Raw genomic sequence first — 17,161 nt, 5'->3', positions numbered from 1 at the left:
CCAATAAAATCGGTTAGGAATCTTAATTTAGGAACAGTTTGCAACGTTAATCAATTATTTAATTTGCAGTTGCTGCATTTACCATAAAAGAATACGGAATGGCCTTGTATCTCTCCGTTAAAACCTGCTTCTGCGATCCGGTTAATATGATCAAGTGCACCCGGTACAATATCAAGATCTTGAACACAGGAGCATTCGGTACATACAAAATGGTAGTGGGGCAGAGGATTGCCATCAAATCGGTCGCTTCCGTTCCCGGGAGATAATTTTATAATTTCACCCAGATCTACTAACAAATTAAGATTACGATATACGGTTCCTAAACTGATATTTGGATATTTCTCACGTATATGCATATATACGGTATCTGCAGTAGGATGCTCTTTGGTTTGGGACAGGTATTCTTTAATGGATTCACGTTGACGGCTGAATTTAGTAGTTATCATTTCTCACCTCCGATAATAGTAACCATTATTGATTCTATCATATGAGGTATAACTAGTCAAGGTGTATCATATTGGCATATTTACTACAAATTTGTACATTAATATAAAATGGCAGGCACTTCCTCCGAGGCAGAATAAATGAAAGATTTCATGAGAGCCGAAATACTTATGTCTGTTGTTAAAGATCGGAAGTTTTAACGCATAGATAACACCCCCTGCGGTATAAATAATACCGCCTGCGAGAAGCCAGTTAAAAGCATCGTCTGAAAGAGCATTTAATAAAGGGGAGAAAGCCAGAACGCAGGTCCAACCCATGGCAATATATATAATAGAGGAAACCCATTTTGGACAATATACCCAAAAAGCTTTTAGGCAGATTCCTAATAATGCCATACCCCATATTAAAGATAACAAGGCAAAACCTACCGGTCCATTTAAAACAATTAAGCATACAGGTGTATAGGTTCCAGCGATTAAGATAAAAATCATCATATGATCAAACTTTTTTAAACGCCTATTAATCTTGTCAGATAAATCAAAGGTATGGTATACTGTGCTTGCAGTATATAATAATATCATACTTAATGCAAAAATACCTAAAGAGATGAAATGTACCGGATCCGGCGCTTTCGAAGCTTTTAACAATAAGGGGAGTGCTGCAAATGCTGCCATAAGCATGCCGATAAAATGTGTGATTGCACTGCCTGGGTCTTTGGGTTTCATAATTTTTTTAGCCATAAAATCATTCCTTTCTTGCTACTATATAAGTTATTTCTTGTACTAGTATTTGTAAACTTTTAACTTTATAGATGCCAGTTAGAGTTGAAAGTTACATGAAGTAGTAATTAAAACTACGTTATCTATAACGTTATACTACATCATGTGGAAACAAAATGCAAGGGGTAAATAAATTAAATTAGCAGGAAATTATACCCATATTAATAATTGAAGTTTTGAGACCTGCGAATACTATAAGCCGGAAAAATACAGAATTTTTGGAATATGGAATGGGCAGTTTGAAATAATTAGACATTTTTATAAGGAGGATTAAAATGGATATACAAATAGGCGATATATTAAAACTGAAAAAACAGCATCCCTGCGGAAGCAGCCAATGGGAGGTTTTGAGGGTAGGTATGGACTTTCGATTAAAATGCTTAGGATGCGGACATCAAATTATGCTCCCAAGAAAGCAAGTGGAAAAAAGCATTCGCCAAATCACAAAAAAGCAGCAGGAATAAAAACTAAATTAACTTATGCTTATATCTTAATCTGTAATAAATTCATAATTAATAGAGGTAACTGCGTTATTTTCAATTAGAAAAGTAAGTTTGGTTTTTCCTTTCGTATAAGTTAAGGAACCGGATTCTTCGGTATAATCATTACCATAGGTTTTGATCACTTCATCCCTGGTATTTCCTATAAAGATGCCTTCTTTGGTTGATACGCTGTCATCTGTAAATTCAATTGCAGAGATGTAATCTCCATCTGTTCCCGGATAGGTAGATAAATCAAAACCGCTGTAGTAATATATTTTATCCAAGCCCTGGAATGCACAGCTTGGGGCTTCAAAATAATCCATAGGTTCACCTAAAGCATCAACAATAGCAGCGGCGTTGTCATTCATAGACATGGTTACGCCTTGGTAATCAAATTGGTAGCCGGCCGTATTTTCTGCAGTTTGCGTATTATTTTCGATCGTATTACCATTGTTGTTGTTTTTACTGCATCCAACCAAAAGTGTTATTAGGATGAGTGTAAATAATATTTTTTTCATAAGTTTACTCCTGTCTTCTTATACTATTCACTTTCCCTTGTGACGGCCTGCGCTCCCAGGCTTTTTAAATAACCGTATTTTTTTAATTCCTCCTGCTGTGCTTTTTTAGTGGCATAATAGAAGTCTGCTTTTTCTTTCCATGCAGCACTAAGTTTAGGATCTTTCCTTTTATCTTCAATCTGATAGGTATTGCTTAAGATACTTCCAAAATATTTAGTAAATTTTTCTGCACCGGAAAGATTTAAATGGAGGCCTCCATCACAGGTATCCGTAGTAAAATCAATACCCATTTCATCGATAAAATTGAGGAAATTAATATATAATAAATCATTTTTCGTTGCATAATCTTTCATCTGCCGGTCCCATTCTTCATACCAATACGGGTAAACACTGGGAGATTTAATTAATACCAGCTGAATTCCATTCTTTTTGCAAAGATCGGTCATCCGGTTCAGGTAGTCATAACTGTTTACTCCAAATTGATAATTGGAAAGTTTCTTTCCGGGAGGAATAAAAGTAACCGGTTTAACATCAACCCGCATCAGGTAACCATTGCTGGAAACTTTTTTTCTGTGAAACAGATATCTAAAATCATCCATGGTAAGATCCGACCATCTGGTATGGTATCTTAAAATGGGAAACAGATAGGATAAAAAGCTCTCCTCTTTGGTTTTGGAAGCCTGAATATCCTTTAATTTTGTTATTGAGAATTTCATACCATCTAAAGTCATCCGGTTATAAGCTTCATTCTGAGGTTCGTTATATTTCATGGCTAATACATTAAAAACTACAACTTTCGGCTTTTCATATTTAAGAGTCTCTTCCAATAAGTAATAAGACTGCCAGATAAGCTGCTGGGCGCTGCCTCTGATATAACTGGTGATTCCGTAATCCTCCCATAAGGTAATAGGGGATATATTGGAGAAAACTTCGCAATCACCAACAAATATAACATCATGATTTTTTTCTTCGGCATAATACTCTTCTATTAAATTACCCTCATGTATTTCAGATACATATTTTGGCATAAATAATCGTTGCAATAGTATAAGGAAAATTATAAAAAAGCTTATCACGATGAGATTGAAACGTAAATTTTTCTTCATATTTTCCTCCCATTCTGCCATGGACGGCGGTAACTTAAAAGATGGCGGATCTTAAAACTGACTGTATATAAATTGACTTGCATCGTAACCAATGCCATATGCCCCTAATATCAATATGGAGAGAAACAGGATAAAATATACGGCGTATCTGAGAAGAACCGGTTTTGCCGACAGTTTTTTACGTACGCTTCCTCTGCGCCCGATTAAGCTGACAGCCAGTATGGTAGTTACCCCAAGGATAAGTACGATATAATCTGCTGTTGTTAATCCCAGTCCCATGAAACCGCCGTTTAGGATTTCCTGAATATTTAAATTGGTAAAAATGGTGCCGTACATTTTAACCGTGGTACTTACATCCCGGTAGCAGTCAAAGGTTCTTAAGAAACTCATCAGCCAGAAAGTACGGGTTATCTGAAATAACCGGTAGCAAAAAGTATGCCCGATATGGCATTTACTATGGAATCTATCATATAATGGTGCACATTCCTGTGAGATAAGAATAATGATTCCGTTTAATAACCCCCATACGATAAAATTCCAGCTTCCGCCGTGCCAGAAACCGGTGGTAAACCAAACAACTAAAGTTGCTATATAAACGGGAATCCGTTTGCCTATATTCTCACCAAAAGCCCTTCGGCAGGTTTTCGACAGGTTTAACATGGGCTTGCAAACCGAAATAGGATAAAACATATATTCCTTAAACCAGGTTCCTAAAGTAATATGCCATCTCCTCCAGTATTCAACGATGGATTTAGAGAAATATGGCCGTATAAAGTTCTCTCTGATACGGATACCAAGAACTTCGGCAATTCCAATGGTAATATCAATGCCCCCGGTAAAATCGGAATATAATTCAATGGCGTAAAAAAACATTCCCATTAACACATATGCACCCTGATATTTGTCCGGATCGCCGATGATGGTATTTACTGCAATCAGAATACGGTCAGCTACTACCATTTTCTTAAAATATCCCCATAAAATCCTGGTAAGACCAAAAGTAATATTTGTCTGGTTATATTCATGTTTTTTAAACATGGTTTCTTTCAGGTCATCAAAACGGCTGATTGGTCCTTGTATCAATTGGGGGAAAAATGAGATAAATAAAGCAAGTTTACCTATATTTTTTTCAGCCGGATACTTTTCCCTGTAGACATCTATGATATAGCCCATTGACTGAAAAGTATAAAAGGAGATACCGAGTGGGAGGATGAACTGAAAAAAAGACAGTTCCTGATTAAAAATCATATTGATATTATATATTGCAAAATCCGTATATTTTAATATTCCCAGAATACCGAAATTAAGAAATAAGCATAATAAGAGCCAACGAAAACGTTTTGTTTTAACGGCTGCTTTATATTCTTTTTTCTCTTCCCTGGTAAGAGAATCTTTCCTTTCTTTTAAATAACCGGATTGCCTGACTGACAGCTGATTTAATTTAAGGCTGACGAAATAGGTGGAAACAGTTGTAAACAAGATATAGGTCAGATACCAATTTCCTGCAAAGAAATAAAAGATATAACTGGCAGTCAGAAGTAATATCCACTGGAATTTTTTCGGTATCAGATAATAAATAATAAATAACAGAATTAAAAATATAACAAAGTTGTGGGATGTAAAAAGCATGAGACCCCCTCGTTACAGGCACTAAGGCAACTGAAGCTAGAAACAGGTATTAGTTATATGGTATATTCGGAAAATAGAATAACTTTCCAAATGCTATTCATCTGATAAACGTTCTATTAATTGATAGAGTGCTTTTGCTGAATTAAAATTTTCCGGAATAATCTCATCTGCCGGAATGGCTACATCAAATTCATCATTAATTTCAGATATCAGGGTTACAATATCAAATGAATCAATGATATTATCGTCAATTAAAGTGTTACAGGTTTCATAATCGATTTCCGGATGAATGCTTTTTAATATTTCAATTAATTGTTCCATATATTCCTCTTTTCTGCCTTATGTTTTATACACAGGCTGATTTATTCATTATAAGCTTGTAAGTAAAACCCAAATTTTTAAAGGATTCTTTTTTTAGCCAATATTTTCATTCCATGAATACCATATCATTGCTGGTTATCTTCCTTTTGTATAAGACTCCTTTAAAAGAAGCCGGTTTATTTTACCGTTAGGTGTGAGGGGCATTTCTTCCAGGGATTTGATAACATTCGGCAGCATATATCTGGGTAATTTTTCTTTCATTTTATTAATAATTTCACTGTCCTTAAGGCTCCCAACGTAATATAAGATAATTTTTTTCTTATTCTCATCAAATAAACAGCAGGCAGCTTTCACTTCATCCAAGTTATTTACGATCATTTCGATTTCACCAAGTTCTATGCGGTGTCCCATGTGCTTTATCTGATTGTCCTTGCGGGAAATAAAAATTAATTCTCCCCGTTCGTTATATCGCCCCAGATCACCGGTACGGTAGATTAATTCAGGGTATACCGTATTGAGCGGATTTTGGATAAAAGCTTCCCTGGTTTTGTCAAAATCCCCATAATAGCCTAAAGTAAGTGCGGTTCCACGGATACAGATTTCGCCGGTGCCTCCGGGAGACGGGACTTTGTTTTGTTCATCCAGTAATATAATCTCTGTATTGTGGAAAGGCCGTCCAACAGGCATAACTTCTTCTAAATCAAAATTCCGGTCCACGTAATAATAACAGGACATTCCGGTAGCTTCCGTGGGACCGTATAAATTAAAAAACCGTGCTCCCGGAAGAGCCTGCTTCCACAGATTAAATTGTTTTATGGGAAATACTTCACTGCCAAAGGCTATGGTATGAAGATATTTTGGAATCACCTTATCCAGCGCACCAAAAGCCGATATCATAGTAAGAGCGGATACGACCCAGCAAACCGTATTTATCTTGTATTGATTTAAGAATTCTACCAGTTTAACCGGAAACCGGAATAAACTCTTCGGTATCAGATAGGTGGTTGCCCCAAATTTTAAGGTAGGGTACAGCTCTTTTAAACAGGCATCTACATATAATGGAGTCTGGTTTCCGAATACGGTATTTTCGTTAAATTGGAGTACTTCCGATAAATTTTCAATATAATCTATCACTGATCGGTGACAGGCAACGACACCTTTCGGAATACCGGTGGAACCAGAGGTAAATACGATATAGATTGGATCCGTGTCAATTGCTGCGTCTCTGATCCTAGCTATAATATCTTCCTGAATAACAGTTTTTATAATCGTTTCATAAAGGAAGATCTTTCCTTTATAATTCAAGGCAGGAATCATATCTTTGGTTGTTTCATCGCAAATTACAGCCTTTGGGTTTAATTTTTCAAAGATAAGCCGGATACGGTCTTTCGGCATTTCCTCATCGATAGGCACATAATAGTTACCGCCATAAACAATTCCGTAAAAAGCAACGATAACGGAGGGATGTTTTCTCATAAATACTAGGACAGGTTCCTTACAGACTTTTTCTTTACCAAGAAAGGTTCCGATTGCCCTTGCATAATCATATACTTCACGAAAGGTTATTCCCATCTCTTCATTGGCGTATGCAGTTTTTTCCGGTTTTTGCCTCACGGTGGCCTCTAAATATTCTAAAACGTTACGCTGCATTTTTAACTCCTTAACTGCATCTGGCTGTGTTATTTCGAGATTAAACAATTAAATTCCTTTTTTAATTTAGTATCACATAACAGAATTGATTGAGCCGCCAAAACTTCCATGGCATCGATATAACCGGCTCCGATGGGGTAGTCCCGTTTGATAAGGGATAGTTCGGTACAACCGATTATAATAACCTCGGCGCCAAACTTTCTTAAATTCTGTGATACGCTTATAAATTTATCCAGTTCCGGCGGGATGCCTACTTTGATATTTTTATAGATTATGCTGTTTACATATTCCTGCCCCTGCCGGTTAGGTACAATGACACGAATTCCATAAAACTGCAATTCCTCCTGAAATATTCTGCTGAAAACGGTTCCTTCCGTCGCCACTAACCCCACAATTTCTATACCGTTATTGTGTAAATATTTTGCAGTTTCCTGAATCATATTAATGATAGGAACACCAATCTTTTGAGACAGTAAAGAATGATAAAAATGACCGGTGATGCAGGGAATGGCTATATAATCCACTTTCAGGGCTGCTAGTTTATTCCCAATCTCAATCATTGGAATTACCGGGTTATTTTTACTTTTACCGAGGATATGGGAAGTCCTGTCCGGAATAGATGGGCAGTTATAAATTACCATTTCCAGGTGCTCCTGATCAGCTTTTGCATCTGTCATTTTTAAAATTAGGTCAAAAAAGTAAGCTGTAGCAAAGGGACCGAGTCCACCGATAACTCCTAATTTTTTCGTAAAGATTCTCCTTTCGGTTGTTTTATCAATTTTTTTTGTAATGCACATTATTCCTCGGGTGTAGCCGGATACAGATCTTTATTATAGTTGTAATAGTTATTACCCCTTTCACGGGAGAGTTGTTCCAACTTAGCATCTGTCATCATAAAAGAATCCTTATGGTCTTTATTAGGGCAGGAATCATAATGATACCAGCCGTCACCGGTATTAATCATACTCCAATAATGCCTTGTTGTGCCTCCGACCCTGATTACATCCAGATTGTCGATTCCGGTGAGGGTTAATAATTCTTTGGATAGTGCAAAATAGGTAAAACAATCTCCCACACCATTTTTAATACCATTGTAAGCTTCTTTTATCCAATCGCTTTTATCGGAATGACCGGTATAAGCAATATGCCCTTTTGTCCATTTGTAGATAGCATAAGCCTTTTCGCGTTTGGTCATGGAAGAATCGATAATGTTATTAAGAATGTTTAGTGCCAGACTATCCAGAATATTTTTATCTACTAAATATTTTTTTACTGTTACGGTAATGGTTTTTTTGGTTTTATTACCGCTTGAATCCGCAGCGGTATAAATCACCGGATAAGAACCTTCTTTCCGTAAGTTTACTTTACTGCTGTCAATTTTTAATGAGATATCCTTATCTTTATTATCCGTTACGGTTACATTATTTTTATAGGAAACTTTATCACCGATATAAACGGTCTTATCCATGGCACCAACAATAACGGGAGCCTTTGTATCTTTTTTTACGGTTAGTTTAGCTGTCAGTTCTTTTTGGTTCCCGCTGGTATCTTTTAATAAGATAATAATACTTAAAACACCTTCTTTTGTGGTGTCAGGAGGTACTTTGTAAGATACGGCAACATCAGTAACATCGTTTATATCTTTAACAAAAGATTTTGCGTCAATGCTTTCTCCGGCCCAGATTACCTGGTTTACGGGTACGGCTGATGGCGGAGTTGTGTCAGTTACTTCAAGGTTACAGGTTACGATATTATTATCTGCCTTAATCTTGATATCATACATAACCGGCTTATTTAAATTTAATTTATTCACATCGGTTTCATAGGAAAGCTTATAGTCGGTCGTATTTAAAAATTCCTTTATATCAGGAGCAGGTGAGCCGGCTTCCATTTGTACTTTATTTTTCATATCCAGTACGGTAAGGGTAGCAGGCAGTTCAGTCCGGTTCCGGCTGGTATCGGTGAGAACCAGGATTATAGGCTGTACTCCGGTCTTAATAAAATCCGGTTGTGTCTTATAAGCGGCCGTTACACTGGTAACGTCACGAATACCCGTAAGGAAAGTATCCGGTTTTATTTCAGAGCCTTTAGGAACTGCCTGATCGGTTACGGTAGCAGCAGGCGGCCTGGTATCAACAATAATTAATTTAGAAGTATATAGTTTACCGTTGACCCTTATTCTGATATCATAGGCTCCCGGTGTGTCAAGATCCAGGGAAGAAATATCGGTTTCATAAGAGGCGCTATTATTTTTACCTTTTAAAAATTCCGTTACATCATACATTGTGCTTCCTGCTTCCAGGGTTACGGATTTTTTTACTTTTGGTAGGAAGGAAAGGTAAATGAATATTCCTATGGCTGTGGCAACAACACAGAATAACAAAATAAGATAGATAGCGGTTGTTTTATGTTTATGTCTTCTATACATGTATACCTCCATGTAAATACCTTAAATAGATAATTACGAAACAAGGTTATTGTAACAAAAAAGATGAAATAGTTTCACAACTACCTAGTTACTTTAAAATTTATCATTATAATAAAATGATAATGGGTATCATTAGGTAATGAGAGTATTATATGTTTATCACCGTAATTATAAACGCATATTTTGAATTATTGGTTTTTATTTTAAAAATCCTTTTAAAACACCTTAATAGAGAATATCGAAACTCACTGACGGCAAGAACAAATGTTTGATTTTAGCGCACCATATGGTATAATATGTTTAATATAAATCTTATTAAAGGAGATGATATAATGTATTCTGTTCTTGTTTTTATTGATGGAACTATTTGTGACCAGAGGAACCGCATTCAATTTGTTGATACGCCGTATTTTAATTCGGAGGATAATATTTTAAGCGATTTGCCTACGGGGGGAAGTCTTAAATGTATGACAGAATTATCTTCAAAATACAAGCTTATTTATATTGGAGCACGACCTGATTCTTATGTTGATATAACAAGAAAATGGCTTAAGAAAGTTGGATTTCCGGAGGGTGAAGTTTACTTAGGGGAAAATCAGGAAGAAAGAATGAAAATTGTATTAGAATTAAAAGATAAAAATGATTTCATTGCAGGTATTGGTGACAGGTGGGATGATAATGAACTGCATTTGGCAATCGGATGCAAAAGTATTATCTTAAAGGAATGGGAGCCCAATTGGGATACGGTCAGAAAGTATATTTGATTATTTTATTACATCTATGGTTCATCCAACAAAAGCCTGATTTAAAAGGACTGCGCAAAATCTGCTTCTTTGAATATCTTCAAAGAAATAGGTTTTGCAGCAGCCCTTAAATTTATTTATTTTGTAATTCCATTTTAGCTAACTGGATACATCCCATAATCCCCTGGTTATCATTTAAAGCGGCAGGAACGATATAGTGCTCCATATCATTAATCTGGGAAGTCCTTACATAACCGTTTAATAATTCGGTTACCTTGCTGCGAATAAGAGGAAATAACTGTTCCTGATGCATAACGCCGCCCCCTAATACGATTCTGTGAGGAGATAGCGTTAATATATAACCAACTAATGCCTGAGCTATATAATAAGCTTCTATTTCCCAGACTTTTTGATTGTCCTTTAAATCAATTGCTTTTTTACCCCAGCGTTTTTCAATGGAAGGACCGGACGCTAAACCTTCGAGGCAATTGGGATGATAAGGACATACACCTTCGAATTTATCATCAGGATGTTTGCTTAAAAGCACATGTCCTGCCTCCGGGTGAAGCATTCCGTGTAACAATCCGCCGTTTAGATATACGCCGATACCTACTCCGGTACCGATGGTTATATAAATACTGGACTCTACGTCTTTCGTTATTCCCCAGGTGGCTTCCCCCAGTGCGGATCCGTTTACATCCGTATCAAATCCTATGGGAAGAGGCAGTTCTTTTTTAATATTGCCTACCAGATCATAATTAGCCCATGCCAATTTGGGGGTAGAAGTGATATATCCATATGTTTTTGATTTTTTATCTAAATCAATGGGACCAAAGGATCCAATCCCCAGAGCTGCAATTTCTTTGCCTTTATAATATTCAATTATTTTAGGAATTGTTATAGAAGGAGTTTCTGTAGGAATGGATACCTGCTCAAGAATTTCACCATTTTCATTGCCGATAGCCAGTACCATTTTAGTACCGCCGGCTTCTAAAGCACCAAATAACATGTTAAAAACCTCCAAGTAATATTTTATTAGCCTTGTCCCAGTGCAAATATCCCGCACTGATTCGAAACTTATGTAAGGCCGTACTAGTGATTATGTTACCGCCAAACAATCCGGGGCAGTTAAACTTGCTTCTATTTTAACCCATGTTTCATAAAAAATATAGTACTATTTTAGCAAAAAATAAATTCTAAACCATTTTATTTAAAAATCATCGACATTTATTGAAGAATATATAATACAGTGCTATACTTTTTCTATAATATTTCCAATGAAAGACCAGGGATGATTTATTAATCCATAATTGATCTGGTTTCGTAATTACCTATTTAGGTTTATATGCAATTGCGAAACTCAAATATTGTGTTTATATACCATGCAATTAATACAATTTTAGAGCCAAATCTGTCCCAGAGGGCAACTGAAGCTATGAAATTCGTATTAATTGCATGGTATATTCAGAAAACTAAATAGTTTCGCAATTACCTGTTTAGGCATAATGAGAAAGGAGAATTACAATGAAATATTTTACCACGGAAATCAAAACTAATTTAGAAAATGCACCGGAACAGCCGGTAACCCTTAGCTGTTACATACCCGATAATTCACAGGAGATAGACATAGACAGGCTGCATCCTGCGGTGGTGGTTCTGCCGGGAGGGGTTATCAATTTACCTCATACCGTGAGAATGAAGCGGTTGCCCTTAAATATATCTCTGAGGGAATCTGTGCATTTGTTTTAGAATACCATGTCGCACCGGTCCGTTTTCCGGTTGCCTTATGTGAAGCCTTGTTATCGGTCTTATATGTAAGAGACCATGCAAAAGAATATCATATTGACCCTGATAATATCAGTGTATGCGGTTTTTCTGCCGGAGGGCATCTGGCCGCTTCCACCGGTGTATTCTGGAATAATGAATATATTCTTAAGCTGTTGGATATAGAACCGGAGAAATTAAAACCAAACAAATTAATACTATCTTATCCTGTCATTACGAGCGGAGAATATGCCCATCGGGGTTCTTTTGAAAATTTACTGGGGGAGGAGAAAGAGAATGAAAAATGGCTGGAATTTAACAGTTTGGAAAAACAGGTTACAAAAGATACTCCGGAGACCTTTATCTGGCATACCTATGATGATACGGTGGTTCCGGTGCAAAACACCATGCTGTTTGCATCTGCATTAATTGAGAATCAGATACCCACGGAACTTCATATCTATAAAAGCGGCAGCCATGGTCTTTCATTGGGAAATTACCTGGTATACGGTGATAAAAAATACGGAGAGAGTCATATGTCATCCGACTGGATTGATAAGGCGGTTCGTTTTATCTATGATTAATCGTAACACAATACTCCATTGACAAAATTCATACGGTATAGTAGAATATTGGTAAGTTCAATAACGTGTAAATTATTTTAGAAATGTCTAAAACTAATATTGGAGGTACGGTATGAGTAAGTTAGTTATTTATGCAGGTAACAAAAAATCCAGGATTAATAAAGAAATCTACGGGCATTTTTCCGAACATTTAGGAAGATGTATTTATGAAGGATTGTATGTTGGAGAAAACTCTAAGATTCCAAATAAAAATGGAATGCGAACAGATGTAGTGAATGCCCTTAAGGAGATGAAGCTGCCGCTGCTTCGATGGCCGGGGGGTGTTTTGCAGATGAATATCATTGGATGGATGGTATTGGGCCTAAAGAAAACCGTAAGAAAATGATTAATACCCATTGGGGCGGAGTATTGGAGGATAACAGCTTTGGTACCCATGAGTTTCTGGAGTTATGTGATCAGATCGGATGCCAGCCTTACATAAACGGCAATCTTGGAAGCGGTACGGTTCAGGAAATGTCTGAGTGGATTGAATATATGACTTTTGACGGGGTTTCTCCCATGGCGGACTTGAGGGAAAAAAACGGAAGAAAAGAACCCTGGAAAATTAAATTCTTCGGCGTAGGTAATGAAAACTGGGGCTGCGGCGGTAATATGACTCCTGAATATTATGCCAACGAATATCGGAGATATCAGACTTATTGCAGGAATTACGGTGATAACCGCCTTTTTAAGATTGCCTGTGGTCCTAATGACCATAATTATGAATGGTGTGATACGGTTATGAGGATGGCTTCTCCTTATATGGATGCTCTTTCCCTGCATTATTATACCATTGAAAAGAACTGGGAAGATAAAGGTTCGGCAACCGTATTTGATGAAAAAGGCTGGTATATCACGTTAAAGAAAGCTTTATATATGGAAGAACTGGTAACCAGACACAGTAAAATCATGGATAAATATGATCCGGATAAACGTATCGCTTTAGCGGTGGATGAGTGGGGCTGCTGGTTTAATGTGGAACCGGGAACTAATCCGGGATTTTTATATCAGCAGAATACTATGCGGGATGCGTTAGTGGCAGGTATCACTCTGAATATCTTTAACAAACACAGTGACCGTGTTAGAATTGCCAATATTGCACAGCTCATTAATGTACTGCAATCCGTAATTCTGACGGAAGGGGATAAGATGCTGTTAACCCCCACCTACCATGTTTTTAACATGTATAAATGCCATCAGGATGCAACTTTGGTAGACAGTTATATTGATACGGAAGAAGTAGGCCAGGAAGAAGCAAAGGTTCCTAATCTTTATGAATCCGCTTCCGTAGATGAGGACGGAAGATTACATATTACTCTTAATAATTTATCCGTAAGCCAGTCCTATAGTATTAACAGTATACTGGTTGACAGAAAAGTAACCGGTGTTAAAGCAGAAATATTAACCAATAAGATGGATGCTTATAATACTTTTGAGAATCCGGATCATGTACATACGGAAGAATTTACAGAATTTGAAATTACGGACAACGGCCTGGACTTTGTAATTCCGCCTTGCAGTGTATTGCATTTCGAAATTAATTTATGAGTTTAGCAGCAGCCCGTTGTGGTAACGATTTAAGGCTATGGTTTTCCATAGTCTTATTTGCAATCTTTCGTGTTATTCGTTAAAAAAATTAAAAAATTCAGAAAGAAGTGAGAATTATGAAACAAGCGTTAATTATTATTGATGTGCAAAATGATTATTTTGAAGGTGGAAAATCCGTACTCTGGAATTCCTCAGATACTCTGGCTAAAGTAGAATATATTTTGGAAATATTTCGAACACAAAAATATCCGGTTATTCATGTTCAACACATAAACAACCGGGCTGGTGCGACATTTTTTTTGCCAAACACAAACGGGGTATTAATCCACCCCAAGCTAACACCTTTAGAAAATGAATACCTTGTGGTTAAACATACACCGAATAGTTTTTTTGAAACCAATCTTTCCGATATTTTAAAGCAAATTGGAACAAAGGATGTTGTCATTTGTGGTATGATGAGTCATATGTGCATTGATACAACCGTGAGGGCATGTAAGGACTATGCAATCAATGTTACATTAATAGATGATGCCTGTACCACAAAAGATCTGAGTTATAACGGAAGAACAATCCCTGCAAAGGTTGTTCACGAATCTTTTATGGCTTCTTTAAACGGGATGTTCGCAAAAGTAATAAAGGGGAGTGAATTTAAACTATAATTGCAGGTGGGACTTATATTCATTTGGTGCTATATCTATTCTTTTCGTTAAAGAAAGTCATATCGGCGTAACCAGAGTAAATTTTGCCGGAATGCTTTATACCCTTTCCAATAAAATATCTGTCCCCTTTGGTATAAATATTCGTTATACCATTAATGGTTAATTCGATTTTGCCTTCAAGAACGATACCCCACTGGCTTTCATGGGAATGTTCCGGCAATTCAATATCTTCGTTAAACTTCATAAAAATAATTTGGTGGTTTTCAGACTGAGAAATATAAGCTTCGTAGTTCGTAAAAGGCATGTCTGCAACTGGCAGTTTTGTTATAGGCTCAGGAAATATGTTATCCATTTTTGTTTCTCCTTTTTTAATAGATTTTTGCTGCTTTTATGTTTCGTGTTTATGTATATCATTTATTGATGCCATTGTTATTTCGACAAAATCCTGGAATTCCATGTAATCTTCTAATTCTGAGTAGCACATGAGCTGTATATAAAAAGGACTTGTCATTTTATACTTAATAATTCCTAAATTCTTATCTCCTTTGATGGTGAATTGCGGAAGAAAACCTACGCCCCAATCATTTAAAATTAGACGCTTTATTGTATCTACATTGCTTAATGACATAGAGATATGATATTTCTGCCCATGTTCTGCAAAGTCGGCAAGTAAAGCCTTTCGATAAGGACATTCTTCACCGGTCAGCAGGAGTGGTTGTTCTTCCAGTTTATTTAGAACGTTCGAATCGGTATTGGCTATTGAATGATATACAAAGCACAGGTTTTCTTCTTTAACTTTATACACTTTTATTCCATCAATTGCTAATTCTTTATTGAAGACTAGAATAAAGTCCAATTTTTGTTGAATCAGTTTCGTTAACAAGATGTTCTCATCTTCAATCGATAGGTGAAAGGTGATCTGAGGGTATTTGATTTTGTATGCTTCAATAATGTCTTGTAAATAATATAAGGCTATGGATTCTATTGTACCGATGTTAATTTCATTTACTTCATGGATTCGCAATTCGTTATCCATCTTTTCCATTAAATCTAATATTTTTTTAGCATATTGATAGATAATTTTTCCTTTAGAGGTTAATACTAAGCAATTACCTTTGCGGCAGATAATTTTTCCCCCGTATATTTGTTCTAACTTTTGAATATGTGTGGAAATACTGGATTGGGAATATCCTAATACATCTGCGGTTTGGGAATAATTACCTAATTCGCACAAACATAAAAGGCTTTTAAAATATATCAATTCCATGGCGGCCTCCTGGTATCAACATTATTGATAGATTCTATCAAATTCAATCTATTTCGTCAATAGTTTAAATATATTATAATGATTCCAGAGTTACAGTTCAATCTATGGTACCAGTGAGGTGTTTTTGTGAACGAAGCGAAGCGAAAGTCATAGAAAACACGAGATATATGTGTGGGAAATTATGTGGTATGCATATTTTTCGTGTTTCATTTGCAGCGGTTCAGCCCCAAAAAGATGAACTGTGACAACTGGAATGTTAAAGTAAGGGGGTGAAAGTCAATGAATATTACTTATAGAAAAGCAATTGCATCAGATGTGGAGCTGTTGGTCAATACCCGAATAAATCTACTGGAAGAAGATTCTGGTGCGATGACGGACGATGTGAGACAATTATTATACCAAAGTAATAAAGATTATATGGAAGATGGTATAGCAAACGGATCTTTCTTTGCATTTTTAGCATTTGACGGTGACGTTTTTGTTGGATCGTGCTCAGTTTGCCTGTACTCTGTGTTACCCGGCAGAAAGCTTCCGAATGGAAAAAACGCATACATACAAAATATGTTTGTAACTCCTCTGTATCGGAGAAATGGGATTGGGAAAACGCTTACATCTATGTGTGTTAATGAAGCGATAAAACAGCAACATAACAGGATTACCTTACATGCTACACAAAAGGGGCAACTGCTTTTCGAACACTGTGGTTTTAAAATAACTGACAACGAGAAGCTTATCATGATGGTACATGAGCAATAGTAAATAATTATCCATAATCTGCCAGGAGGGTTCGTAATATGATCGAGAAAGTAAATCTGAAATCAAGAGTAGATTCTATTGAAAAGCTATATATATATGATAAAGTAGGACGATTGAACGGCCATGTACTCAGCGTTGTAAATGTAGAGAATCGCACTTTGGATTTTCATGTACATGAAGAGTCAGATGAGTTGTTTTACGTGATTGAAGGTAGTTTTCATCTGGAAGTCGAGGAAGGACTTATTAAAGTGGAGGAAGGTGAGTTCATTATTGTACCGAAAGGGACGAGACATAGACCGGTAGTAAAAGCATTGACTAAATTCTTGATGATTGAATTAGAAGGTACCCTGAATAAAGAAAACAGTGGTGACTTATATGAGGATCAGTAGCAAGGATGTAAAGCATATAAAATTTAACCTGCCGCATATTATTCTAATACGGCAG

At 36.5% G+C, this 17,161-nt stretch carries 19 protein-coding genes and 1 pseudogene; 8 read left to right on the top strand and 12 right to left on the bottom strand.

The window, feature by feature from the left end; translation table 11 throughout:
- Positions 1-50 precede the first annotated feature (50 nt).
- Positions 51-446, bottom strand: coding sequence for a Fur family transcriptional regulator (locus tag Ana3638_RS04570; protein ID WP_161836982.1), 396 nt, complete (start codon positions 444-446; stop codon positions 51-53).
- Positions 447-512: 66 nt separating this feature from the next.
- The gene (gene trhA / locus Ana3638_RS04565; RefSeq protein WP_161836981.1) at positions 513-1,184 is read right to left on the bottom strand and encodes a PAQR family membrane homeostasis protein TrhA; all 672 of its coding nucleotides are present in this window, start codon (positions 1,182-1,184) and stop codon (positions 513-515) included.
- A 314-nt stretch (positions 1,185-1,498) separates the two neighbouring features.
- Between trhA and Ana3638_RS04560 the strand changes: the two genes are divergently transcribed.
- Positions 1,499-1,687 carry a DUF951 domain-containing protein gene (locus tag Ana3638_RS04560; RefSeq protein ID WP_161836980.1) on the top strand — a complete coding sequence of 63 codons (189 nt, stop codon included), beginning with the start codon at positions 1,499-1,501 and terminating at the stop codon, positions 1,685-1,687.
- Positions 1,688-1,713: 26 nt separating this feature from the next.
- Here Ana3638_RS04560 and Ana3638_RS04555 read toward each other — a convergent pair whose 3' ends face one another.
- The 7 genes from Ana3638_RS04555 to Ana3638_RS04525 all read right to left on the bottom strand — a co-directional run bounded on the left by Ana3638_RS04555 (position 1,714) and on the right by Ana3638_RS04525 (position 9,357).
- Positions 1,714-2,223 (bottom strand): hypothetical protein, encoded by a 510-nt coding sequence (locus tag Ana3638_RS04555; protein WP_161836979.1) that lies wholly within the window; start codon positions 2,221-2,223, stop codon positions 1,714-1,716.
- A 23-nt stretch (positions 2,224-2,246) separates the two neighbouring features.
- Positions 2,247-3,329 (bottom strand): SGNH/GDSL hydrolase family protein, encoded by a 1,083-nt coding sequence (locus Ana3638_RS04550; RefSeq protein WP_161836978.1) that lies wholly within the window; start codon positions 3,327-3,329, stop codon positions 2,247-2,249.
- Between the two features lie 51 nt (positions 3,330-3,380).
- Positions 3,381-4,958 (bottom strand): MBOAT family O-acyltransferase, encoded by a 1,578-nt coding sequence (locus Ana3638_RS04545; RefSeq protein ID WP_161836977.1) that lies wholly within the window; start codon positions 4,956-4,958, stop codon positions 3,381-3,383.
- 93 nt (positions 4,959-5,051) lie between these two features.
- Positions 5,052-5,279: an acyl carrier protein gene (locus Ana3638_RS04540; protein ID WP_161836976.1), complete on the bottom strand. Its 228-nt coding sequence runs from the start codon at positions 5,277-5,279 to the stop codon at positions 5,052-5,054.
- A 135-nt stretch (positions 5,280-5,414) separates the two neighbouring features.
- Positions 5,415-6,929 (bottom strand): amino acid adenylation domain-containing protein, encoded by a 1,515-nt coding sequence (locus Ana3638_RS04535; protein ID WP_161836975.1) that lies wholly within the window; start codon positions 6,927-6,929, stop codon positions 5,415-5,417.
- Positions 6,930-6,958: 29 nt separating this feature from the next.
- Complete coding sequence (locus Ana3638_RS04530) at positions 6,959-7,726, bottom strand: aspartate/glutamate racemase family protein (protein ID WP_246240785.1); 768 nt, start codon at positions 7,724-7,726, stop codon at positions 6,959-6,961.
- A complete protein-coding gene (locus tag Ana3638_RS04525; protein ID WP_161836974.1) occupies positions 7,726-9,357 on the bottom strand; it encodes a transglutaminase domain-containing protein in 1,632 nt (543 codons plus the stop codon). The genes Ana3638_RS04530 and Ana3638_RS04525 overlap by 1 nt, the downstream gene beginning before the upstream one ends.
- Positions 9,358-9,689: 332 nt before the next feature.
- Here Ana3638_RS04525 and Ana3638_RS04520 point away from each other — a divergent pair, with 332 nt between their 5' ends.
- Entirely contained in the window at positions 9,690-10,121 is a 432-nt protein-coding gene (locus tag Ana3638_RS04520; RefSeq protein WP_161836973.1) for an HAD family hydrolase, read from the top strand.
- Between the two features lie 112 nt (positions 10,122-10,233).
- Here Ana3638_RS04520 and Ana3638_RS04515 read toward each other — a convergent pair whose 3' ends face one another.
- The gene (locus tag Ana3638_RS04515) at positions 10,234-11,109 is read right to left on the bottom strand and encodes an ROK family protein (RefSeq protein ID WP_161836972.1); all 876 of its coding nucleotides are present in this window, start codon (positions 11,107-11,109) and stop codon (positions 10,234-10,236) included.
- Positions 11,110-11,624: 515 nt separating this feature from the next.
- On the opposite strand from Ana3638_RS04515, the gene Ana3638_RS04510 reads away from it, so the two are divergent.
- From Ana3638_RS04510 to Ana3638_RS04495, 4 genes and pseudogenes are all read left to right on the top strand, one after another.
- Complete coding sequence (locus tag Ana3638_RS04510; protein WP_161836971.1) at positions 11,625-11,849, top strand: hypothetical protein; 225 nt, start codon at positions 11,625-11,627, stop codon at positions 11,847-11,849.
- Complete coding sequence (locus tag Ana3638_RS04505) at positions 11,819-12,448, top strand: alpha/beta hydrolase (RefSeq protein ID WP_330588016.1); 630 nt, start codon at positions 11,819-11,821, stop codon at positions 12,446-12,448. Before Ana3638_RS04510 ends, Ana3638_RS04505 begins: the two co-directional genes overlap by 31 nt.
- A gap of 112 nt (positions 12,449-12,560) precedes the next feature.
- Positions 12,561-14,035 (top strand): annotated as a pseudogene (locus Ana3638_RS04500) (alpha-N-arabinofuranosidase).
- Positions 14,036-14,151: 116 nt separating this feature from the next.
- Positions 14,152-14,694 (top strand): cysteine hydrolase family protein, encoded by a 543-nt coding sequence (locus tag Ana3638_RS04495; RefSeq protein WP_161836969.1) that lies wholly within the window; start codon positions 14,152-14,154, stop codon positions 14,692-14,694.
- A gap of 19 nt (positions 14,695-14,713) precedes the next feature.
- Here Ana3638_RS04495 and Ana3638_RS04490 read toward each other — a convergent pair whose 3' ends face one another.
- On the bottom strand, positions 14,714-15,046 hold the full coding sequence (locus Ana3638_RS04490; RefSeq protein ID WP_161836968.1) for a cupin domain-containing protein: 333 nt from the start codon (positions 15,044-15,046) through the stop codon (positions 14,714-14,716).
- A gap of 36 nt (positions 15,047-15,082) precedes the next feature.
- The gene (locus tag Ana3638_RS04485; protein ID WP_161836967.1) at positions 15,083-15,961 is read right to left on the bottom strand and encodes a LysR family transcriptional regulator; all 879 of its coding nucleotides are present in this window, start codon (positions 15,959-15,961) and stop codon (positions 15,083-15,085) included.
- Between the two features lie 279 nt (positions 15,962-16,240).
- Here Ana3638_RS04485 and Ana3638_RS04480 point away from each other — a divergent pair, with 279 nt between their 5' ends.
- Together Ana3638_RS04480 and Ana3638_RS04475 are read left to right on the top strand one after the other, a co-directional pair.
- Complete coding sequence (locus tag Ana3638_RS04480; RefSeq protein WP_161836966.1) at positions 16,241-16,717, top strand: GNAT family N-acetyltransferase; 477 nt, start codon at positions 16,241-16,243, stop codon at positions 16,715-16,717.
- Between the two features lie 38 nt (positions 16,718-16,755).
- On the top strand, positions 16,756-17,106 hold the full coding sequence (locus tag Ana3638_RS04475) for a cupin domain-containing protein (RefSeq protein ID WP_202621565.1): 351 nt from the start codon (positions 16,756-16,758) through the stop codon (positions 17,104-17,106).
- The last annotated feature ends 55 nt before the right edge of the window (positions 17,107-17,161 follow it).

The sequence above is a fragment of the Anaerocolumna sedimenticola genome, assembly GCF_009931695.1.
Lineage (GTDB): Bacteria > Bacillota > Clostridia > Lachnospirales > Lachnospiraceae > Anaerocolumna > Anaerocolumna sedimenticola.
The sequence above is the reverse complement of the archived record's forward strand: the minus strand, read 5'-3'. Positions and strand labels throughout refer to the sequence as shown.